A 14286-nucleotide genomic window follows, 5' to 3' on the forward strand; every position below is an offset into this window, starting at 1 on the left:
GCCTATGGCATGTTCACCGGCAACCCGATCTATTTCGCCCGCTGGTTCGCTCCGGACCATCCCTCTCTCTACAGCGACGATCCTGATGCTGTGAACTTGGTCCGAGCGCTCGGGATCGATCCGGCGGTAATCCTCGCCCCCTAACCCACAACCCCAAAAGAGGCAAAATGAACCGCAACTTCGCGCGGGCGCTTGCGCTCGTCCTCAAATCGGAAGGCGGCTGGTCCGACAATCCGGCCGATCCGGGCGGCGCTACCATGAAGGGCGTGACGCTGGCCAATTTCCGCCGCTACGTGAAGGCGGATGCGACGAAGGACGACCTTCGCCATATCACGGATGCTCAGGTGGCGACGGTCTATCGCCGCTTCTATTGGGATGCCGCTGCGGGCGCCGAGCTTCCCGGCGGTGTCGACTATGCCGTCTTCGACTTCGCCGTGAACAGTGGGCCGGGCAGGGCGGCTAAATATCTGCAGGCGGCAGTTGGCACCGCACAGGACGGCAGGATCGGCCCGGCCACGCTCAAAGCTGTCGGCGCCAGGCCACCGGGCGCAGTCATCGACGATCTTTGCGATGCCCGCCTGGCATTCCTGCGGCGGCTGCCGACCTGGCCGGTTTTCGGCAAGGGTTGGAGCGATCGCATCCGGTCTGTCCGTTCCCAGGCGCTGTTGATGTCGGCACTACAGCCCGCTCCGGCACCTTTGCCGGGCTCCCCGACCCAGCCATCAGCGCTCTCGCCGAAGCCCGGCAGTGCGATGCCGCCGGTGTCTACCGGCGGGCGCGTCAGCCCCGTCGAACGCCTGCCGTTCTGGCGTGCGCTGCTTCAAATCCTGAAATCGATTTTCGCAAGGAGTTCGACATGATCGCCGTCTTCATCCGCATCGGCTTGCGTTACGGCGCCGGTGTTCTGGTCGCGCGTGGCCTGCTCGGCGCCGACGACGCGGCGGCATTTTCTTCCGACCCCGACACTCAAGCTGGTCTGGAGATCGCCGCCGGTCTCGCCATCGCCTCGGTCACCGAGACCTGGCACTGGCTGGCCCGCAAATCCGGCTGGGAGCACTGACATGGAAGGGTTTCAACAACTGATCATCGCCTATCTCGAAGCCGCGCAACCCTATGCTATCGGCTTTGCCGCCGGGCTTGTCGCCGGGTGGCTGCTGTGAGCGCGCTCCTCGCCGTCCTGCTTGGCAACAAAGTGCTGCTGGGCTTCCTGGCATCGGCCATCGCCGCCCTTTGCTGGGGCGCTCACCAGCGGCTGGCCGGCGCCTGGGCCGAGCGCGGCAAACTGGCGGCCGCTGAGGCCGCGGCGCGCGCGGTCGCTGAGCAGGTGCAGAACGACGTCGGCGCACTGCCGGCGGACGCTGTTCGAAAGGAGCTGAAATCATGGGCAAGGGACTGATGCTTGCGCTGCTTGTGGCGCTTGCCGGGTGCACGACTGCTTCGGGCGGCTTCTGCGCGATTTCGAGCCCGCTGCGCCTGTCGGCCGAAGCCGTCGACGTCCTGTCGGACGCCGAGGCGAGAGCGCTCTTGGCGCACAACCGCAAGGGACAAAAGCTCTGCGGATGGAGGCCTTAGCCGATGCACGACCTCTTCGACATGCTCGGCATCAAGGGGCCGGTCGTCGCCGCCGGGCTAGCTGGCGGCGTGCTGCGAGCACTGTCGCGCCATCGCTACAAGCTGCGCGAGATGATTGCCTCGCCGATCTGCGGGGCGCTGGCGGCTGCGTATCTGACGCTGCCTGCCGTCGCCTGGTTCAGGGCAACCGGCATGCCTATCCCCGATCCGGCCGACGACACTACGACGCTCGCCGCCGCCTTTTTGATCGGCGTCTCGGCCATGTGGATTTCCGACATCGTCTTCGAGGTCATCGTGCGGCGGTTCGGCTCGGCCGGCAACGAGTGATGCACTTGAGATGCTGGAAGAAGCCAGCGACAATGCCTACCTAAGGAGCAATCCAATGGAGGTATGATATGGCGACGTCCACCGAACGTGCAGTCCTTGCCGGCGGCTGTTTCTGGGGCATGCAGGATTTGATCCGGCGCTATCCCGGCGTGATCTCTACCCGCGTCGGCTATAGCGGTGGCGATGTGCCCAACGCCACGTATCGCAACCACGGCAGCCATGCCGAAGCCATCGAGATCGTTTTCGATCCGGCCAGGATTAGCTTTCGCACATTGCTCGAATCCTTTTTCCAGATCCACGATCCGACCACCAGGAACCGCCAGGGCAACGATGTCGGAATGAGCTATCGCTCTGCGATCTTCTACACCAGCGACGAGCAGAAGCGCGTCGCCGAAGACACCATCGCCGATGTCGATGCCTCTGGACTGTGGCCGGGCAAGGTCATCACCGAGCTTGCGCCGGTGGGCGATTTCTGGGAGGCGGAGCCAGAGCATCAGGACTATCTCGAGAAATACCCCAACGGCTATACCTGCCACTTTGTCAGGCCGGGCTGGAAGCTTCCGGTCCGCGAAAAGGCTGTTTCGTAACGCAGCCGCTATCGTCTGCTTATCTGGCGGTCGAACTATTCTTCCGCGCGATCGGTATGCCGGCCGCCTTGTTGAGGTGGCCGTGCTCGGGCTGCCCATAGATGAACGCGCCGTGGGCGGGTTTGCCGTCGACCTCAGAGCCTGAGAACGCGACGGCCTCGATCTTCTTTGTTCCGGTCAGGCTCTGGTTTCGAAGATAGGCGAAGGTTCGCACCGCTTCTCCGACAATTCGATCGAGAAACGGTTTTGGCCGCCTCCCGGGCCGTCGCACGAGGCTTGGAAAGCGCTCTCGTCCCGAAACAAAATGGTGCTGTGCGCAAAGCGCCGGCATGATCTGATAGATTCGGTTGAGCGAGCAGGTCATGAATCCTGGGTGAAAAAGAACGAAGTCGACCTCTCCTCTCAGATGCATGGTCCTGCGCAGCAATCTTTGCGCTGCCGATCTGGAGATGACATAGCCTGCGGCGCCCGCGTGCAGGCCATAAAGTCTGGCAAGCGAAAACCCATCATCGAGAGCGACTTCCTTGCGTCCGACCCTCACTTTGGCAAAATGCGTTTCCAGCTTGATCACATCGGCATCGCGCGGCACCCATCGATCGGAAGCAAGCAGCGAGCCGGCGCCCGCGCCGAAAACGACGTCGTCCTCGAAAACCGCGCCATATTGATCCGCGCCGTTCGCAACGATCTCCCAACACGAGCGGTGGCTCAGGAAACAGCAAACCTCAGCAGCGCTTAGCGGGCTTTTGGCGACAGAGCAGCAATCGGGGCAATCGATGGCGGAGACACGCTCAAATGGTACTCCGATCCGGCCGAACTCGGACGCGACATGCGCCAGCCGATCGCGAGAACGATCAAGATTGATCACCAGACACCTCATCAGCGCCCCCTTGTCTGGTGATCAGTGAATATCACGTTCCCGTGATTGCACAAAATTTGCTTACGTGCGGGGCAGTGGGTAGCGGCGTACGGTGCCGCCGGTTGGTTTTGGAGGTTGGGTGGACATTGACGGCGTCCCCCGCGTGGCGCGAGCCTTTACCGTGCGCGCCTAGACGAGTCGCCCTAGAAGCCGAAGAATTGCCGACCGATCATGTATCCGAGCGCGACGACCACAAGGGGAAACAGGGCGGGCGTCAGCCCACCAAGAGCGGAGGTCTTTGGCTGTTGCCTGGAGATGGTCCTGGGTGCATTGCCGAGATTCTTGGTCATCCGGTATAGTAGCAAGCGCTGATTAACGATTCCGTAACCCGATCGAGGCCGCCGCGGCTTTTTGCGTTTCTGGCGCGACCTTGACAATGCCCAGCCCGTGACGCAACTGGGCCGTCTTTGAGAGCATTGTGAGGCAAGGTCAATGCGGGTGACGCTCGTTTTGAAGGGCGTAATACCCTGCCGAGGTTACGGTGGGATTCAGCGTCAGGTCGAATGGCTGGCCACGGAGATGGTTCGTCTCGGACACGAAGTCGTGGTGATCGCTGGCCCTGGCTCCAGCCACCCGCTCTTCGAAGTCCGGCACGCTTCGACCGATGCCGAATGCCGGGCAGCCATTCCGCGGGACACGCAAATCGTCCACACCCATAGTTGGCCCGTCGAGGTGCCATTTCCAACGCTGAATACGCAGCGCGGCTTTATGCCGGACCAGCCCATGCCAGTTGCGAACTGGAGCTTTATCAGCGCCAATCATGCCCGCCAGCATGGGCGCGAGACATTCGTCTACAATGGCTTTCCGGTGGACGCCTATCGTTTGTCGGCTGCAAAGGGCGACCGCCTGCTATTTCTCGCCGGCATTGCACGATCAAGCAAAGGCCTCAACCGCGCCGTCGATCTCGCCAAAAAATTCGATTTCGGTCTCGATATCGCCGGTGGCTCGCGTTGGAAACTGCTGGGCCGAAGTCAGACCCGCCGCGAAGGGTTGTTTTTCAAGAGCCTTGGCAGGCGATACCGTTTCCACGGAATCGTTGACGGCGAGCCGAAGCTTCGCCTTCTCGGCGAAGCGCGAGCCTTCCTCAACCCCATCGCCTGGGAGGAGCCGTTCGGCAACGCACCGGTCGAAGCCATGTTGTGCGGCACTCCGGTGCTGACGACGACGCGAGGCGCATTGCCCGAGACGGTCGATGCCGACAGCGGGCGCTTCTTTGAGACCGATGAAGAATTTGCGGCCGCTTTCGAGGCCGTCGCCGACCTTACGCCTCAGCAATGCCGCGAATCGGCCGCGACGAGATTTCCCATCCAAAAAGCGGCGCGCGGCTATCTGGATCTCTATGCCCGCATCCTTGACGGCGAAGCGCTTCCTTGACGACCGGCGATCCAATCCTCTTCGTCGGCTTCCCCGCGGTCGGCGACTTCGTCCGTTGCCATTCCGCCATCCAGATCATTGCCGCGCGATTTCCTGATCGCCCCATAGATGTCGTCACCTCGCCCGTTGCAGCGCCGCTGGCGCGCCTGATGCCGCATGTCAGGAAGGGCTGGGCGCTTGCCAAGCGTCATCAGCGCCCCGGTTTTGGCGAGCGCAGCCGCCTGGTTGGCGAGTTGCGCAAGGAAAATTACCGTACGGCCTATCTGATGACCAGCAGCACCAAGGCGGCGCTGATGGCGTTCATGGCCGGAATAGAGGAGCGCATCGGCTATCCGCAGGAGTTGCAATTCGGCCTCCTCAATCGCTTCCCCGCCGGCTGGTTGGCCCATCTATGGGCCTTCGGACCCCGCAAGACGCGGCTGTTCGAGGAAGTCTGCTCGATTGCCTCGCTTGGCGAAAAGCCGGCTGCGGGCGCAGAGTGGCCGGCGCCCCGGCTTGTGGTCGATCCGGCCGAACTGGACGAATGGCGCCAGCACAAGAAGATCGATGCCGACCGACCGGCACTGGCGCTCTATACTGCCGACATTGAGAATTTCCGCTCATGGCCCGTCGAGCGCTTCATTTCGATCGCCAGAGACCATCATGATCGCGGCTGGGCAATCTGGATTGTAGGCGGACCGCGCGAGCACGCCGGTGCCGCAAAAATCCGCGCCGCCATTCCTGAGGCAATCGACTTCACCTCGACCCCGTCGATTGCTGACGCGATGTGCCAAATCGCTGCGTCGACCATGTTCCTCGGGGTTGATGGCGGGATTTCCCACGCCGCCGCTGCCCTGAACGTCCCATGCGCGCTCATCTACGGGCTGAATCGCCCCTATGTGCATGGGCCCGTAAACAACCATGTTCGCTTTATCGAACCGCCGCTTTCGACGCCCAGCTGGGTCAAGGACACGCGCGGCGTCAGCGAAACTCGGGTGAGGGAGGTTCTGGCTGACCTCTCAGCCGGTATTGCCAACTGACCGGTGGCCTCGCCGGCCCCAAGCGTCTGATCAAACGCTCCGTGGGGGCAACCATCGCCCCGTTTCGGGTTTACCCCTTGGCACTACCCCTTGGCCCTGCGGTTTTCGGGCTCGTGATTGCCGACCCAGTGGGCACGGATGCGGTCGCTGGCTTCAAGGTAGGCCATGTCGATGAGGTAGGTCAGAAGCTTCTCGCCGTCGCCTTCGGCTTTCTGCCGAAGCTCCCGCAGTATCCCTTGCGCGAACTGCAGGTTCTCCATTTTGCTCGGCTGGTCCATCGGTGCCCCCCAATGTCTGCGCATGAACTTTGTGCTGACTATGCTTGCATGAAGATTGCCGTGAAGTGGATATTGCACGTGCGGACCGCGATCCTGCGAAGGCGCTGGCTGCATGAAAGCCGCCCCATCCGGATTCAAGATTCGCTACACTATGTGACGGAAAGAAAATAAACAAAGCGTTCTTTTGTACAAGACAGGAAGATTCATTCAGTTCACACCACGACATACTTGGACAGCATAGTTGACGTAACGATATTGCGTGGTCTTAAGCTCTCGTTTCCAAACAAAACGTAGCATCGTTGCAACCACAAGACGAATTCCAGCTGACCGGGGACGCTCCGTAGTCAATCGCCGGTTACAAACGGCATGGGTCTCAGCCCAGGGCTTTGGCCAATCCATCGTTCCACGGCAGCGCAGGCCGGATGATCTACCGCCCGCCTTGGCTTGACGCCAAGGCGGGCTTTTTTGCGTTTGGCTTCTACCCGGGTGAAATGTTGTCGGACCCGGTCCTGTCGGCATCGGGCGGTTTCGAGAATGAATTTCGTGCCTGCCGGCTGTCTGCGCCGCTCGCGCTAGGCCGACTTGCGTTGCGGCAAGCTAGACGGCGTCTCGACACCGTCAGAAATCGGTTCGGCTGTCCGGTTTGTCGGCTCGTCATCGACTCGGTCGTGCTCGAATTGCCGGGCGGCAGGCAAGCGTTGCAACCAGTGCTCACGGCGATTGACCCAGAGTTCATAGCTGGGCTCCAGCCCTTCGGTGGGCACCTCATCGAGGCTGCCAATCGTCACTTCCACCTCATTCTCACGAACCAAAGGGACCCGGCCGCCGCAGGTGGGACAAAAACTTCTGTCGCCGTAGCTGCTGACGATACCCGTCGTTTCGAACGCCTCGAGCGGCCACACTGCAAACGCCGAAAAAGCCGACCCGCTAGCCTTGCGGCAGTCCTTGCAATGGCAAAGGCCAATCCGAAAGGGATCTCCCGTCACCGAAAACTGGATGCCGCCGCACAGGCAGCTGCCGCTCCGCCTTGTATCATTGGGCATGACCGCTCCTCCATCTGTTTGGGCATCACACCGCTACATCTTGCAGCGCCATGCGCACAATCAATTCACCCGCAGCGCAAGGGTTCCATGTCGCCTCGCGCAATGCATCGTCTGAACCCGGGAGCGCCATGGCAACGACCGCCGCAAGGCTGCTGGATATGTCAGTTCGGGAAATCGAACACCGGTTCCCGGCACCAATAGACACGGCACTGGCCATCACGTGTCGGAACGGAGGCAGCGACCGGCACCTCCGGCCAGTCGCACTCGTTGCCGTATTGGCGGACATAGCGATCGTAAGTATTCCGGCCGGTCGTCAACACCGCCGAGTGATGGCTCTGGATCAGGCGCTGCGTCTCCTCGCAGGTCATCGAACGCGTGTCGGGTCGGGCGTAGGCCGTGCTTGTTGCTGCAAACAACGCCGTTCCAATGATCCATGCCATTGTTTGGGATATCATGGCGATCCTTATCCTAAAATGCGGCCAGGTATTTCAACAGCGAAATGATGCCGATAATGATGACAACGATCTGCGCGATCTGCCTCGTGCGGCCATCGAGTGGCAGACGCTGGATGAGATAGAGCACCAGGATGATCACCAGGAAAGTGATCAGAATGCCGATAAGTACCGATGAAGCCATGTCCCTCACTCCGTCTGGCTACGTCTGAGAAGAGTACGCAGCGGCAAACGCTCTGGCCATAGATTGGTTCCTGTCGATGCGAAGCCGCCGGCGCAACGTAAAGGCTGCGAAACAGCGTTCCGCGGCCTTTGAAGCTGGATGCCGATCAGGTCTGTTTGCCGTAATGGTTGTCGTTTGCCATCGGCGACACGGTTTCCAGGCGACTTGTTGCTGGGTCAGGCTGGGCTAACGGGAGAACCGCCCCGGGCTGACGAGGTTCCGACAAAAACGGCCGCATCACGTTCTACAACGAGGCCGCTGCCGACATTTGGGGGCATCGTCCGGTCTTGGCCGAGACCTGTGGTGCGGCTCGTGGAAACTCCGTCACCTCGATGGTCGGCCGATGGCGCATGCTGAGTGCCCGATGGCCGTTTCCATGGTTGAAGGACACGATATCACGTGGGACCAGGCCATTGCAGGCAGAGCGGCCGGACGGCGAACTTATTCCGTTTATAGCCCACCCACGCCTGCTCCGCGACGGATCGGGCGAAATTGTCGGCGCCATCAACAGCTGCTTGATCTGCGCACGCAAACGCAAGCCGACGAAGCCCGCATCCGGTCATCATTTCGATGATCTATGAGACGAGCAAATCGGCGGGCAGTCCGGCGACATTCCTCGAACAGGTGCGATAGCGCATCTCGGCGCTTTCGCAATCACACGATCTCCTGGTCGACGCCGAATGGCGCGGCGCCAGCATCGGCGACCTGCTCAAGGCGCAACTCAAAGCTTTCGCGGCGCAGGACCGTTTGTCGGTGGCCGGGCCTGTGATCACGCTTCGCCCGAATGCCGTGCAGTATCTCGGCATCGCTTTCCACGAACTGGCCACCAATTCCGCAAAGCATAGAGCACTTTCACGTCACGGCGGACGAGTCGAAATCGAATGGGATACGGCGCCGGCAACCGACGGCACCGATACCTTTAGCTTGATCTGGCGTGAATTGGGTGGGCCGAACCTGAGTGGGACGACGCGCCGCGGTTTTGGCTCCGTCGTGCTCAAGCGGGTTGCGCCACAAGCGCTTAGCGGCACCGGACAACTAAAATTTGGGGAACAAGGCGTTGTCTGGACGCTCAAGGCGCCGCTGCGCTCGGTCCAAATCTCTCTCGCGGATTTTTGTCGATTGAAAGAGCGGGTCGCGCCTTAGGACAATCCCAATAGGTGACCGGTTTGGCCGCCTGTGGTGTCGGAATTGCCGATGCCAGGCAGTTCGTGCTTATCGTCGGCAAGCGAAGTCAATCTCCCCGCCTCGACGGAGGTCAGTCCGTCCAACTCCATCACCGCGCCGTAGAGTTGGGCCGTCTGCATCACAAGCCGCTCGACATCTTCAAGGGCGACGTTCTCGTCCAGGTTACGCAATCGTATGTCCTCGGCAACCACCGCAATATTGACCATTCCGCGCGAGCGCAGCGCGCCCAGGACCCGTGAATTGAGATCCTCCCGTAGCCGAGCCGAATATCCGTAGCGCATGGAAACCTTCCTTTCAGGAGCCGGTTGTCCCGTCGTGGTCAAGATGCGCCAACGACCTTCAGATGGCAAGAAGAATATAAAGTATTCTCAAGTAAATCAAGTAGTTAGCAGACTGCGCGGGTTGTGCTATCGGCGTGTCTTCCTCATCGTTGGTCTTGTATGTGAGTCACCCATCAGCCTCTCTTGACGCGCTGCACGGGGACCCCTAGCTATACTGCAATTGAGACACATACTAACTCACCATATTTTTTGGTCTTGACGGTTGGAGGCGCGAATGGCCGAGCTGGAACGACCCGAGCGACTGCAGATCATGCTGACAGCCGAGGAATTGGCTGCCTTGGAAAACTGGCGCTTCGAAAAGCGCATGCCAAGCCGGTCCGCGGCGGTGCGGGAACTGCTGCGGCGCGGCCTGGATGCGGATGGATTCCTGACTGCGGGACAAGGAACTAAGTCTCAGGACTTTGGAATTCTGGGCAGCAGTGTGACTGGCGACGGCCAGTCGGGCGAGTAATTCGACGGCGGTTAGCCAACAATCGCTTTTCTGGAAGTGCCGCTACCAATTTATTGCGGTGGCGGAAACGCAAAGCGGGTCGGCTCTCGGCAGGGTACTGGTCTAAGCAGGGTACTCTTGGCGTATGGTTGCAAAGCCCGCTCCGGTTCGCCGGAGCGGGCTTTTTGCGTTTTCCCGACAGGAAATAGTCGCGATCGCTTCAGACACGCTCAAGGTTCTCTTCGCACTCCATGCACGCGACGCTGTGACCGGGGCAACTGAGCCGGTGTGTTCCTCCGGGGCAGCAATGGCCGTTCGAGCTGGCCCACCGGGCACAGACAAACACCTTGCGGGTTCCGTGGCATTGTGGACATTCCATCGGACGCGCCAGCAGAGCCTCGTTCTCCGAGACACGGCATTCCCTCTCAAGAACCTGGACCATCTGAAACCCCAAGGACGAAATATGCTAAGCTATCCATACCCGGAAAGCCTAAATTAGAATTTAATTACATACGCCACGATAGCCTTCCGAGGGGAAGTTCGCGGATGGCAATCTCAGGCCACCGGCAGTCCGCCGCGCGTGTCTCATTCCCAATCTCGGCCGTCTCAAGATCAAGCTCCGGTTGCTCCCGGCATCGGTCAACCCGCGATTTTGCCCACCGATTTTCGCATTCGGATCGTTATAGGCTTTCGCTTTGCTGGAGCGGCGTTAAAGCTGCCCGGCAAATGCCCGAGCGGGAACAGTCCGTTCCTGCGTCGGTTCGTTTGGACAAGGATGTCTGCCAATGACATTGATGGGCGCAGCGGCACTTTTCATCCTTGTCCTGACTTATGCCGGCGTCGCAATCGGGCGTATTCCAGGCCTCCGTCTCGACCGGGCAGGGATCGCCTTGCTGGGGGGGGCGGCGATGATCGCCATCGGCGCACTCAGTATGGAAGATGCCTATCGCGCCATCAATTTCGACACCATTACGCTGCTGCTCGGCATGATGATCGTGGTGGCGCATCTGAAGGTGTCCGGCGCCTTCCGGGCGCTTGGCGCCTACGCTATCGAGCATGCGCACGCGCCTTTCGTGCTGCTGGTGATGGTGACGCTGTTGACCGGCGTGTTGTCGGCGTTCCTGGTCAACGACGCCATCTGCCTGGTCATGGCGCCGATCGTCGTCCACGTCACCCGTGTCATCAATCGCAATCCCATTCCCTATCTGATCGCCACCGCCACCGCGTCCAACTGCGGCAGCGTCGCCACCATCACCGGCAACCCGCAGAACATGGTCATCGGCGCGCTGTCGGGAATTTCCTACCCAGCTTTTTCGGCCGCCCTGGCGCCGGTTGCCCTCTTCGGCCTCGTCGCGGTCGTCGTCATCGTGCGCATCGTCTACCGCGCCGAATTCGCCCGCACCGCCGATCTCAACCCGGAAGTCTATCGCGGCCGCATGCTGCCGGGACAGGTGCTGAAGGCGGTGGTTGTCTGCATTGGCCTGGCCATCGCCTTCTTCGCCGGCGTACCGGTTGCCAAGGCAGCGCTCATCGGCGGCGCCATCCTGCTGCTCACCCGCGCCCTCAAGCCGGCACGCATTTACCGCGAGATCGACGGCCCGCTGCTGTTCATGTTCGCCGGCCTGTTCATCGTTGTCGCCGGCGCCGAAAAGACGCTGCTGACGCCCGACATCATCGCCTCGGCCAAGAACCTCGGGCTGGACGACGTCTGGCGTCTATCGGGCTTCACCGCGGTGCTCTCCAACATCATGAGCAATGTTCCGGCCGTGCTGGCGCTGCGGCCATTCATACCCGGCCTTGAAAACCCCGGGCGTGCCTGGCTGGTGGTGGCGATGAGCTCGACGCTGGCCGGCAACTTCACCTTGCTTGGCTCGGTCGCCAACCTGATCGTCGCCGAACAGGCGCGGGCGGCCGGCACGCAGCTGTCCTTCTCAGCCTTCTTCAAGGTCGGCCTGCCACTGACGCTGCTCACCCTTGCCGTCGGCACGGCATGGCTGGCGGCTGGATTCTAGAGCAACTCCACGAAAAATGTGAAGCGGTTCTCCGTCCGGAATTGCGTCAAAACAAAGAGATAGCGTGTTTCGCCGTCTCCACTAAACGGTGAACGCTCTAGCGGATAGTCGCCGATCCTGACCTTGCCCGAACCAGCGTTGCAGCGGCCTGTCCGGCGGCCTCGACATAGTCGGGGTTGCGGTGGATCAGCATGATCGAGAACGCGCCGTCCATCAAAAGCACGATTTCGCGCGCCAGGGTCTGCGGCTCGTCGACGCCGTGGCCTGTGAGTTCGCCGGCCAGCCAGGTCTCGAAATTCTGCTTATGCCGCGCCCCCGCTTTAACGGCCGGGTGTCCGGGCATGGAAGCGAGTTCGGCTGCCGTGCGCAGAAAGCCGCAGCCTCTCCATTTCGGGTGCTTCGCCACGCGCGCCAGATTGGTAAAAATCGCCTCGACCTTGCGCTCGACATCGCCTTCGGTCATCTCGAACCAGCCGGCCATCTGCTTGAGGTTCGGCTGGTCGCGACCGTCGAGATAGGCCGCGATCAAATCGTCCTTGCTCTTGAAATGATAGTAGAGCGTGCGCTTGGTCAGCCCGGCTTTTTCCGCCACTGCATCGACGCTGACGCGGCCGATCCCCTCGGCATAGAACAGCTTCGTTGCGGCATCGACAATGCGTTTGCGGGTAGGGCTTGGTGCTTCGCTCATACGCAAGTATACCGACTAGTGAATATACATACAACCGAAAGCCTGATCCTCTCCGTCGACAAACACAGGGAAGGAGAAGACATGACCGAGCTTGTGCTCACCGAGGCCCGCAACGGGATCGCCATCCTCACACTTAATCGGCCGGAAAAGCTCAACGCCTTGAACTATGCGCTGATTGATCGCCTGCTTGCGCTCCTCGATGCCGCCGAGACCGACGATGCCATCCGCGCCGTCATCCTCACTGGAGCAGGAGAGCGCGCCTTCTCCGCCGGCGGCGACATCCATGAATTCTCAGGCAGCGTGGACATCGGCGTCGACGTTGCCCTGCGCGACTTCGTCATGCGCGGACAGCGCCTGACCGCAAGGCTGGAGGCATTCCGCAAGCCCGTCATCGCCGCCGTCAACGGCATCGCCTTCGGCGGCGGCTGCGAGATCACCGAAGCCGTGCCGCTCGCTATCGCCAGCGACCGCGCCTTGTTCGCCAAGCCTGAGATCAACCTTGCAATGCCGCCCGCTTTCGGCGGCACGCAGCGGCTTCCGAGACTGGCAGGGCGCAAGCGGGCGCTCGAGCTGCTGTTGACCGGCGATTGGTTCCCGCCGCCGCGCGCCGTCGAACTCGGCCTCGTCAACCAGGTGGTGCCGCATGAGGAGCTGATGCCCGCCGCAATTGATCTCGCCCGGCGCATGACCAGACATTCTCCTGCAGCAATTGCCTCGATCCTCACAGCAGTGGCGCGGGGCCTGAACCAGAGCATCGCGGAAGGCTTGGCTGTCGAGGCCGAGCAGTTCGCCCGCATGGCTCCGACCGCTGATCTGCGCGAAGGGCTGGATGCCTGGATCGCACGCCGCCAGCCGGGCTGTGACGGCTCGTGGACACACATCACCCGGCCGGATGAAGCCAGGCGAGCCTCAACGCAGCAGGACGGGCTTGCGGACCGGGATCAAGGCGCCGTCACGGCCAGATGACCTTTCATGTTGGGGTGGAAGCGGCAGAAATATTCGACCGCTTCCGCCTTCCGCAGGGGCAGGCTCGCTGTTGTCTTCGGCGGGATCATCACTTCCCAGCCACCCTTGACGGTAGCCGTATGTGCGAACACGTCCTTGTTCACCCACTTGATCGTGTCGCCGACCTTCGCGTCGACGGTGGCCGGCGAAAAGACAAGTTTGTCGATGGTGACCTGGATGGTTTCGGCCTGCACGGGTGAGGTCCCGAAGACCAGCGCCAGTGCAATCCACAGCTGCCGTTTCGACATGGCCTGGTCCTTACTTCAGCATACCTGCAACATGCTCGGCGTGCTGTTCATGGCCCTGGAAAATCTTCAGGCCGGTCTCCAGCAGGCTCTTCAACTCGGTATTACTGGCCGATGGGATCAAAAGGGTTTCAAGCGCGCCGTCGACCTGTTTGTGGTAGGCGATCTCGTTGTCGACATAGGCTTTGTCAAAGGCTGCGCCGTCGAGTTTGGCGAGCTTCGCCCGCTCCTCGGCCGCAGCCTTGGTCAGCGCCTGGCTGGTTGCGTTGTCTTCCGGCGTCACCTTCAGCTTCTTTACCAGTTCCAGTGCCTGCGCGTTGACCGCTTCGTGGTCGCGCACCATGTCGTTGGCGAAATCCACGACCTCCTTGGTCTTCGATTTCTTGATCGCCTGCTTGGCGGCTTCCACATCGATGACGCCTGCCGTGTAGGCGATGTGGGCGATCTGCGGGTCCGTCGGCTTGTCGGCGGCTTGCGTGAGCGGGGCAGCGCCAAGCAGCAGCAAGGCAGCGAGGGCGGCGGTGTGTCGGGTAAGCATGGCATCTCCTTCGCCTGGACGCGGGATCGCGCCGGGCCGTGTTTTTCAGTT

General features: G+C 61.3%; 22 protein-coding genes. 13 read left to right on the forward strand and 9 right to left on the reverse strand.

Features of this window, described 5'->3' with window-relative positions; all coding sequences use genetic code 11:
- Positions 1 to 9: 9 nt before the first annotated feature.
- The 7 genes from NKJ76_RS12725 (at position 10) to msrA (ending at position 2486) form a co-directional block, all read left to right on the forward strand.
- Positions 10 to 144 (forward strand): hypothetical protein, encoded by a 135-nt coding sequence (locus NKJ76_RS12725; RefSeq protein ID WP_023705676.1) that lies wholly within the window; start codon positions 10 to 12, stop codon positions 142 to 144.
- A gap of 23 nt (positions 145 to 167) precedes the next feature.
- Positions 168 to 860: a glycoside hydrolase family 108 protein gene (locus NKJ76_RS12730; RefSeq protein WP_023705677.1), complete on the forward strand. Its 693-nt coding sequence runs from the start codon at positions 168 to 170 to the stop codon at positions 858 to 860.
- Positions 857 to 1060: a Pam3-gp28 family putative phage holin gene (locus tag NKJ76_RS12735; RefSeq protein WP_023705678.1), complete on the forward strand. Its 204-nt coding sequence runs from the start codon at positions 857 to 859 to the stop codon at positions 1058 to 1060. The genes NKJ76_RS12730 and NKJ76_RS12735 overlap by 4 nt, the downstream gene beginning before the upstream one ends.
- Before the next feature lie 96 nt (positions 1061 to 1156).
- A complete protein-coding gene (locus tag NKJ76_RS12740; RefSeq protein ID WP_023705680.1) occupies positions 1157 to 1396 on the forward strand; it encodes a hypothetical protein in 240 nt (79 codons plus the stop codon).
- Positions 1381 to 1572 carry a hypothetical protein gene (locus NKJ76_RS12745; protein WP_023671459.1) on the forward strand — a complete coding sequence of 64 codons (192 nt, stop codon included), beginning with the start codon at positions 1381 to 1383 and terminating at the stop codon, positions 1570 to 1572. The genes NKJ76_RS12740 and NKJ76_RS12745 overlap by 16 nt, the downstream gene beginning before the upstream one ends.
- A gap of 3 nt (positions 1573 to 1575) precedes the next feature.
- Positions 1576 to 1899, forward strand: a complete 324-nt coding sequence (locus NKJ76_RS12750) for a hypothetical protein (RefSeq protein WP_023689880.1) — start codon at positions 1576 to 1578, stop codon at positions 1897 to 1899.
- Positions 1900 to 1967: 68 nt separating this feature from the next.
- Positions 1968 to 2486: a peptide-methionine (S)-S-oxide reductase MsrA gene (gene msrA, locus NKJ76_RS12755; protein WP_352537568.1), complete on the forward strand. Its 519-nt coding sequence runs from the start codon at positions 1968 to 1970 to the stop codon at positions 2484 to 2486.
- A gap of 19 nt (positions 2487 to 2505) precedes the next feature.
- Here the strand turns inward: msrA and NKJ76_RS12760 are convergent, their stop codons facing one another.
- A complete protein-coding gene (locus tag NKJ76_RS12760) occupies positions 2506 to 3351 on the reverse strand; it encodes a glycosyltransferase family 25 protein (protein WP_352537569.1) in 846 nt (281 codons plus the stop codon).
- Between the two features lie 483 nt (positions 3352 to 3834).
- Here NKJ76_RS12760 and NKJ76_RS12765 point away from each other — a divergent pair, with 483 nt between their 5' ends.
- The gene (locus NKJ76_RS12765) at positions 3835 to 4776 is read left to right on the forward strand and encodes a glycosyltransferase (protein ID WP_023808296.1); all 942 of its coding nucleotides are present in this window, start codon (positions 3835 to 3837) and stop codon (positions 4774 to 4776) included.
- Entirely contained in the window at positions 4773 to 5795 is a 1023-nt protein-coding gene (gene waaF / locus NKJ76_RS12770) for a lipopolysaccharide heptosyltransferase II (protein WP_023671465.1), read from the forward strand. The genes NKJ76_RS12765 and waaF overlap by 4 nt, the downstream gene beginning before the upstream one ends.
- An 83-nt stretch (positions 5796 to 5878) precedes the next feature.
- Here the strand turns inward: waaF and NKJ76_RS12775 are convergent, their stop codons facing one another.
- The 4 genes from NKJ76_RS12775 to NKJ76_RS12790 form a co-directional block, all read right to left on the reverse strand.
- Positions 5879 to 6073: a hypothetical protein gene (locus NKJ76_RS12775; protein WP_023705682.1), complete on the reverse strand. Its 195-nt coding sequence runs from the start codon at positions 6071 to 6073 to the stop codon at positions 5879 to 5881.
- Between the two features lie 572 nt (positions 6074 to 6645).
- A complete protein-coding gene (locus tag NKJ76_RS12780) occupies positions 6646 to 7116 on the reverse strand; it encodes a GFA family protein (RefSeq protein WP_023705683.1) in 471 nt (156 codons plus the stop codon).
- A gap of 161 nt (positions 7117 to 7277) precedes the next feature.
- Positions 7278 to 7556 carry a hypothetical protein gene (locus NKJ76_RS12785; protein ID WP_023705684.1) on the reverse strand — a complete coding sequence of 93 codons (279 nt, stop codon included), beginning with the start codon at positions 7554 to 7556 and terminating at the stop codon, positions 7278 to 7280.
- A gap of 28 nt (positions 7557 to 7584) precedes the next feature.
- A complete protein-coding gene (locus NKJ76_RS12790) occupies positions 7585 to 7752 on the reverse strand; it encodes a Thivi_2564 family membrane protein (RefSeq protein WP_023705685.1) in 168 nt (55 codons plus the stop codon).
- A gap of 804 nt (positions 7753 to 8556) precedes the next feature.
- On the opposite strand from NKJ76_RS12790, the gene NKJ76_RS12795 reads away from it, so the two are divergent.
- Positions 8557 to 8934: a sensor histidine kinase family protein gene (locus NKJ76_RS12795; RefSeq protein WP_245261169.1), complete on the forward strand. Its 378-nt coding sequence runs from the start codon at positions 8557 to 8559 to the stop codon at positions 8932 to 8934.
- Here the strand turns inward: NKJ76_RS12795 and NKJ76_RS12800 are convergent.
- Complete coding sequence (locus NKJ76_RS12800; RefSeq protein WP_023705687.1) at positions 8931 to 9257, reverse strand: hypothetical protein; 327 nt, start codon at positions 9255 to 9257, stop codon at positions 8931 to 8933. The genes NKJ76_RS12795 and NKJ76_RS12800 overlap by 4 nt on opposite strands.
- Positions 9258 to 9531: 274 nt before the next feature.
- On the opposite strand from NKJ76_RS12800, the gene NKJ76_RS12805 reads away from it, so the two are divergent.
- Together NKJ76_RS12805 and NKJ76_RS12810 are read left to right on the forward strand one after the other, a co-directional pair.
- Positions 9532 to 9768 (forward strand): hypothetical protein, encoded by a 237-nt coding sequence (locus tag NKJ76_RS12805; RefSeq protein ID WP_023671471.1) that lies wholly within the window; start codon positions 9532 to 9534, stop codon positions 9766 to 9768.
- Between the two features lie 764 nt (positions 9769 to 10532).
- On the forward strand, positions 10533 to 11759 hold the full coding sequence (locus NKJ76_RS12810; protein WP_352537570.1) for an anion transporter: 1227 nt from the start codon (positions 10533 to 10535) through the stop codon (positions 11757 to 11759).
- Between the two features lie 97 nt (positions 11760 to 11856).
- On the opposite strand, the gene NKJ76_RS12815 is transcribed toward NKJ76_RS12810, so the two are convergent.
- A complete protein-coding gene (locus NKJ76_RS12815; RefSeq protein ID WP_023705688.1) occupies positions 11857 to 12447 on the reverse strand; it encodes a TetR/AcrR family transcriptional regulator in 591 nt (196 codons plus the stop codon).
- Positions 12448 to 12528: 81 nt separating this feature from the next.
- Here NKJ76_RS12815 and NKJ76_RS12820 point away from each other — a divergent pair, with 81 nt between their 5' ends.
- On the forward strand, positions 12529 to 13413 hold the full coding sequence (locus NKJ76_RS12820; protein WP_023705689.1) for a crotonase/enoyl-CoA hydratase family protein: 885 nt from the start codon (positions 12529 to 12531) through the stop codon (positions 13411 to 13413).
- On the opposite strand, the gene NKJ76_RS12825 is transcribed toward NKJ76_RS12820, so the two are convergent.
- Positions 13389 to 13700, reverse strand: coding sequence for a cupredoxin domain-containing protein (locus NKJ76_RS12825; RefSeq protein WP_023705690.1), 312 nt, complete (start codon positions 13698 to 13700; stop codon positions 13389 to 13391). The two genes, NKJ76_RS12820 and NKJ76_RS12825, sit on opposite strands and share 25 nt — an antisense overlap.
- A gap of 10 nt (positions 13701 to 13710) precedes the next feature.
- Positions 13711 to 14235, reverse strand: coding sequence for a DUF4142 domain-containing protein (locus NKJ76_RS12830; protein ID WP_352537571.1), 525 nt, complete (start codon positions 14233 to 14235; stop codon positions 13711 to 13713).
- Between the last annotated feature and the right edge of the window lie 51 nt (positions 14236 to 14286).

Source organism: Mesorhizobium sp. M0029, assembly GCF_040323735.1.
In the GTDB taxonomy this organism is placed as follows: domain Bacteria; phylum Pseudomonadota; class Alphaproteobacteria; order Rhizobiales; family Rhizobiaceae; genus Mesorhizobium.

Excerpts from the sequence above, each read along its gene's own strand:
- NKJ76_RS12725 (WP_023705676.1), top strand. The coding sequence starts at position 10 with ATGTTCACCGGCAACCCGATCTATTTCGCCCGCTGGTTCGCTCCGGAC.
- NKJ76_RS12730 (WP_023705677.1), top strand. The coding sequence starts at position 168 with ATGAACCGCAACTTCGCGCGGGCGCTTGCGCTCGTCCTCAAATCGGAA.
- NKJ76_RS12735 (WP_023705678.1), top strand. The coding sequence starts at position 857 with ATGATCGCCGTCTTCATCCGCATCGGCTTGCGTTACGGCGCCGGTGTT.
- NKJ76_RS12745 (WP_023671459.1), top strand. The coding sequence starts at position 1,381 with ATGGGCAAGGGACTGATGCTTGCGCTGCTTGTGGCGCTTGCCGGGTGC.
- NKJ76_RS12750 (WP_023689880.1), top strand. The coding sequence starts at position 1,576 with ATGCACGACCTCTTCGACATGCTCGGCATCAAGGGGCCGGTCGTCGCC.
- msrA (WP_352537568.1), top strand. The coding sequence starts at position 1,968 with ATGGCGACGTCCACCGAACGTGCAGTCCTTGCCGGCGGCTGTTTCTGG.
- NKJ76_RS12765 (WP_023808296.1), top strand. The coding sequence starts at position 3,835 with ATGCGGGTGACGCTCGTTTTGAAGGGCGTAATACCCTGCCGAGGTTAC.
- NKJ76_RS12775 (WP_023705682.1), bottom strand. The coding sequence starts at position 6,073 with ATGGACCAGCCGAGCAAAATGGAGAACCTGCAGTTCGCGCAAGGGATA.
- NKJ76_RS12780 (WP_023705683.1), bottom strand. The coding sequence starts at position 7,116 with ATGCCCAATGATACAAGGCGGAGCGGCAGCTGCCTGTGCGGCGGCATC.
- NKJ76_RS12785 (WP_023705684.1), bottom strand. The coding sequence starts at position 7,556 with ATGGCATGGATCATTGGAACGGCGTTGTTTGCAGCAACAAGCACGGCC.
- NKJ76_RS12790 (WP_023705685.1), bottom strand. The coding sequence starts at position 7,752 with ATGGCTTCATCGGTACTTATCGGCATTCTGATCACTTTCCTGGTGATC.
- NKJ76_RS12800 (WP_023705687.1), bottom strand. The coding sequence starts at position 9,257 with ATGCGCTACGGATATTCGGCTCGGCTACGGGAGGATCTCAATTCACGG.
- NKJ76_RS12805 (WP_023671471.1), top strand. The coding sequence starts at position 9,532 with ATGGCCGAGCTGGAACGACCCGAGCGACTGCAGATCATGCTGACAGCC.
- NKJ76_RS12810 (WP_352537570.1), top strand. The coding sequence starts at position 10,533 with ATGACATTGATGGGCGCAGCGGCACTTTTCATCCTTGTCCTGACTTAT.
- NKJ76_RS12815 (WP_023705688.1), bottom strand. The coding sequence starts at position 12,447 with ATGAGCGAAGCACCAAGCCCTACCCGCAAACGCATTGTCGATGCCGCA.
- NKJ76_RS12820 (WP_023705689.1), top strand. The coding sequence starts at position 12,529 with ATGACCGAGCTTGTGCTCACCGAGGCCCGCAACGGGATCGCCATCCTC.
- NKJ76_RS12825 (WP_023705690.1), bottom strand. The coding sequence starts at position 13,700 with ATGTCGAAACGGCAGCTGTGGATTGCACTGGCGCTGGTCTTCGGGACC.
- NKJ76_RS12830 (WP_352537571.1), bottom strand. The coding sequence starts at position 14,235 with ATGCTTACCCGACACACCGCCGCCCTCGCTGCCTTGCTGCTGCTTGGC.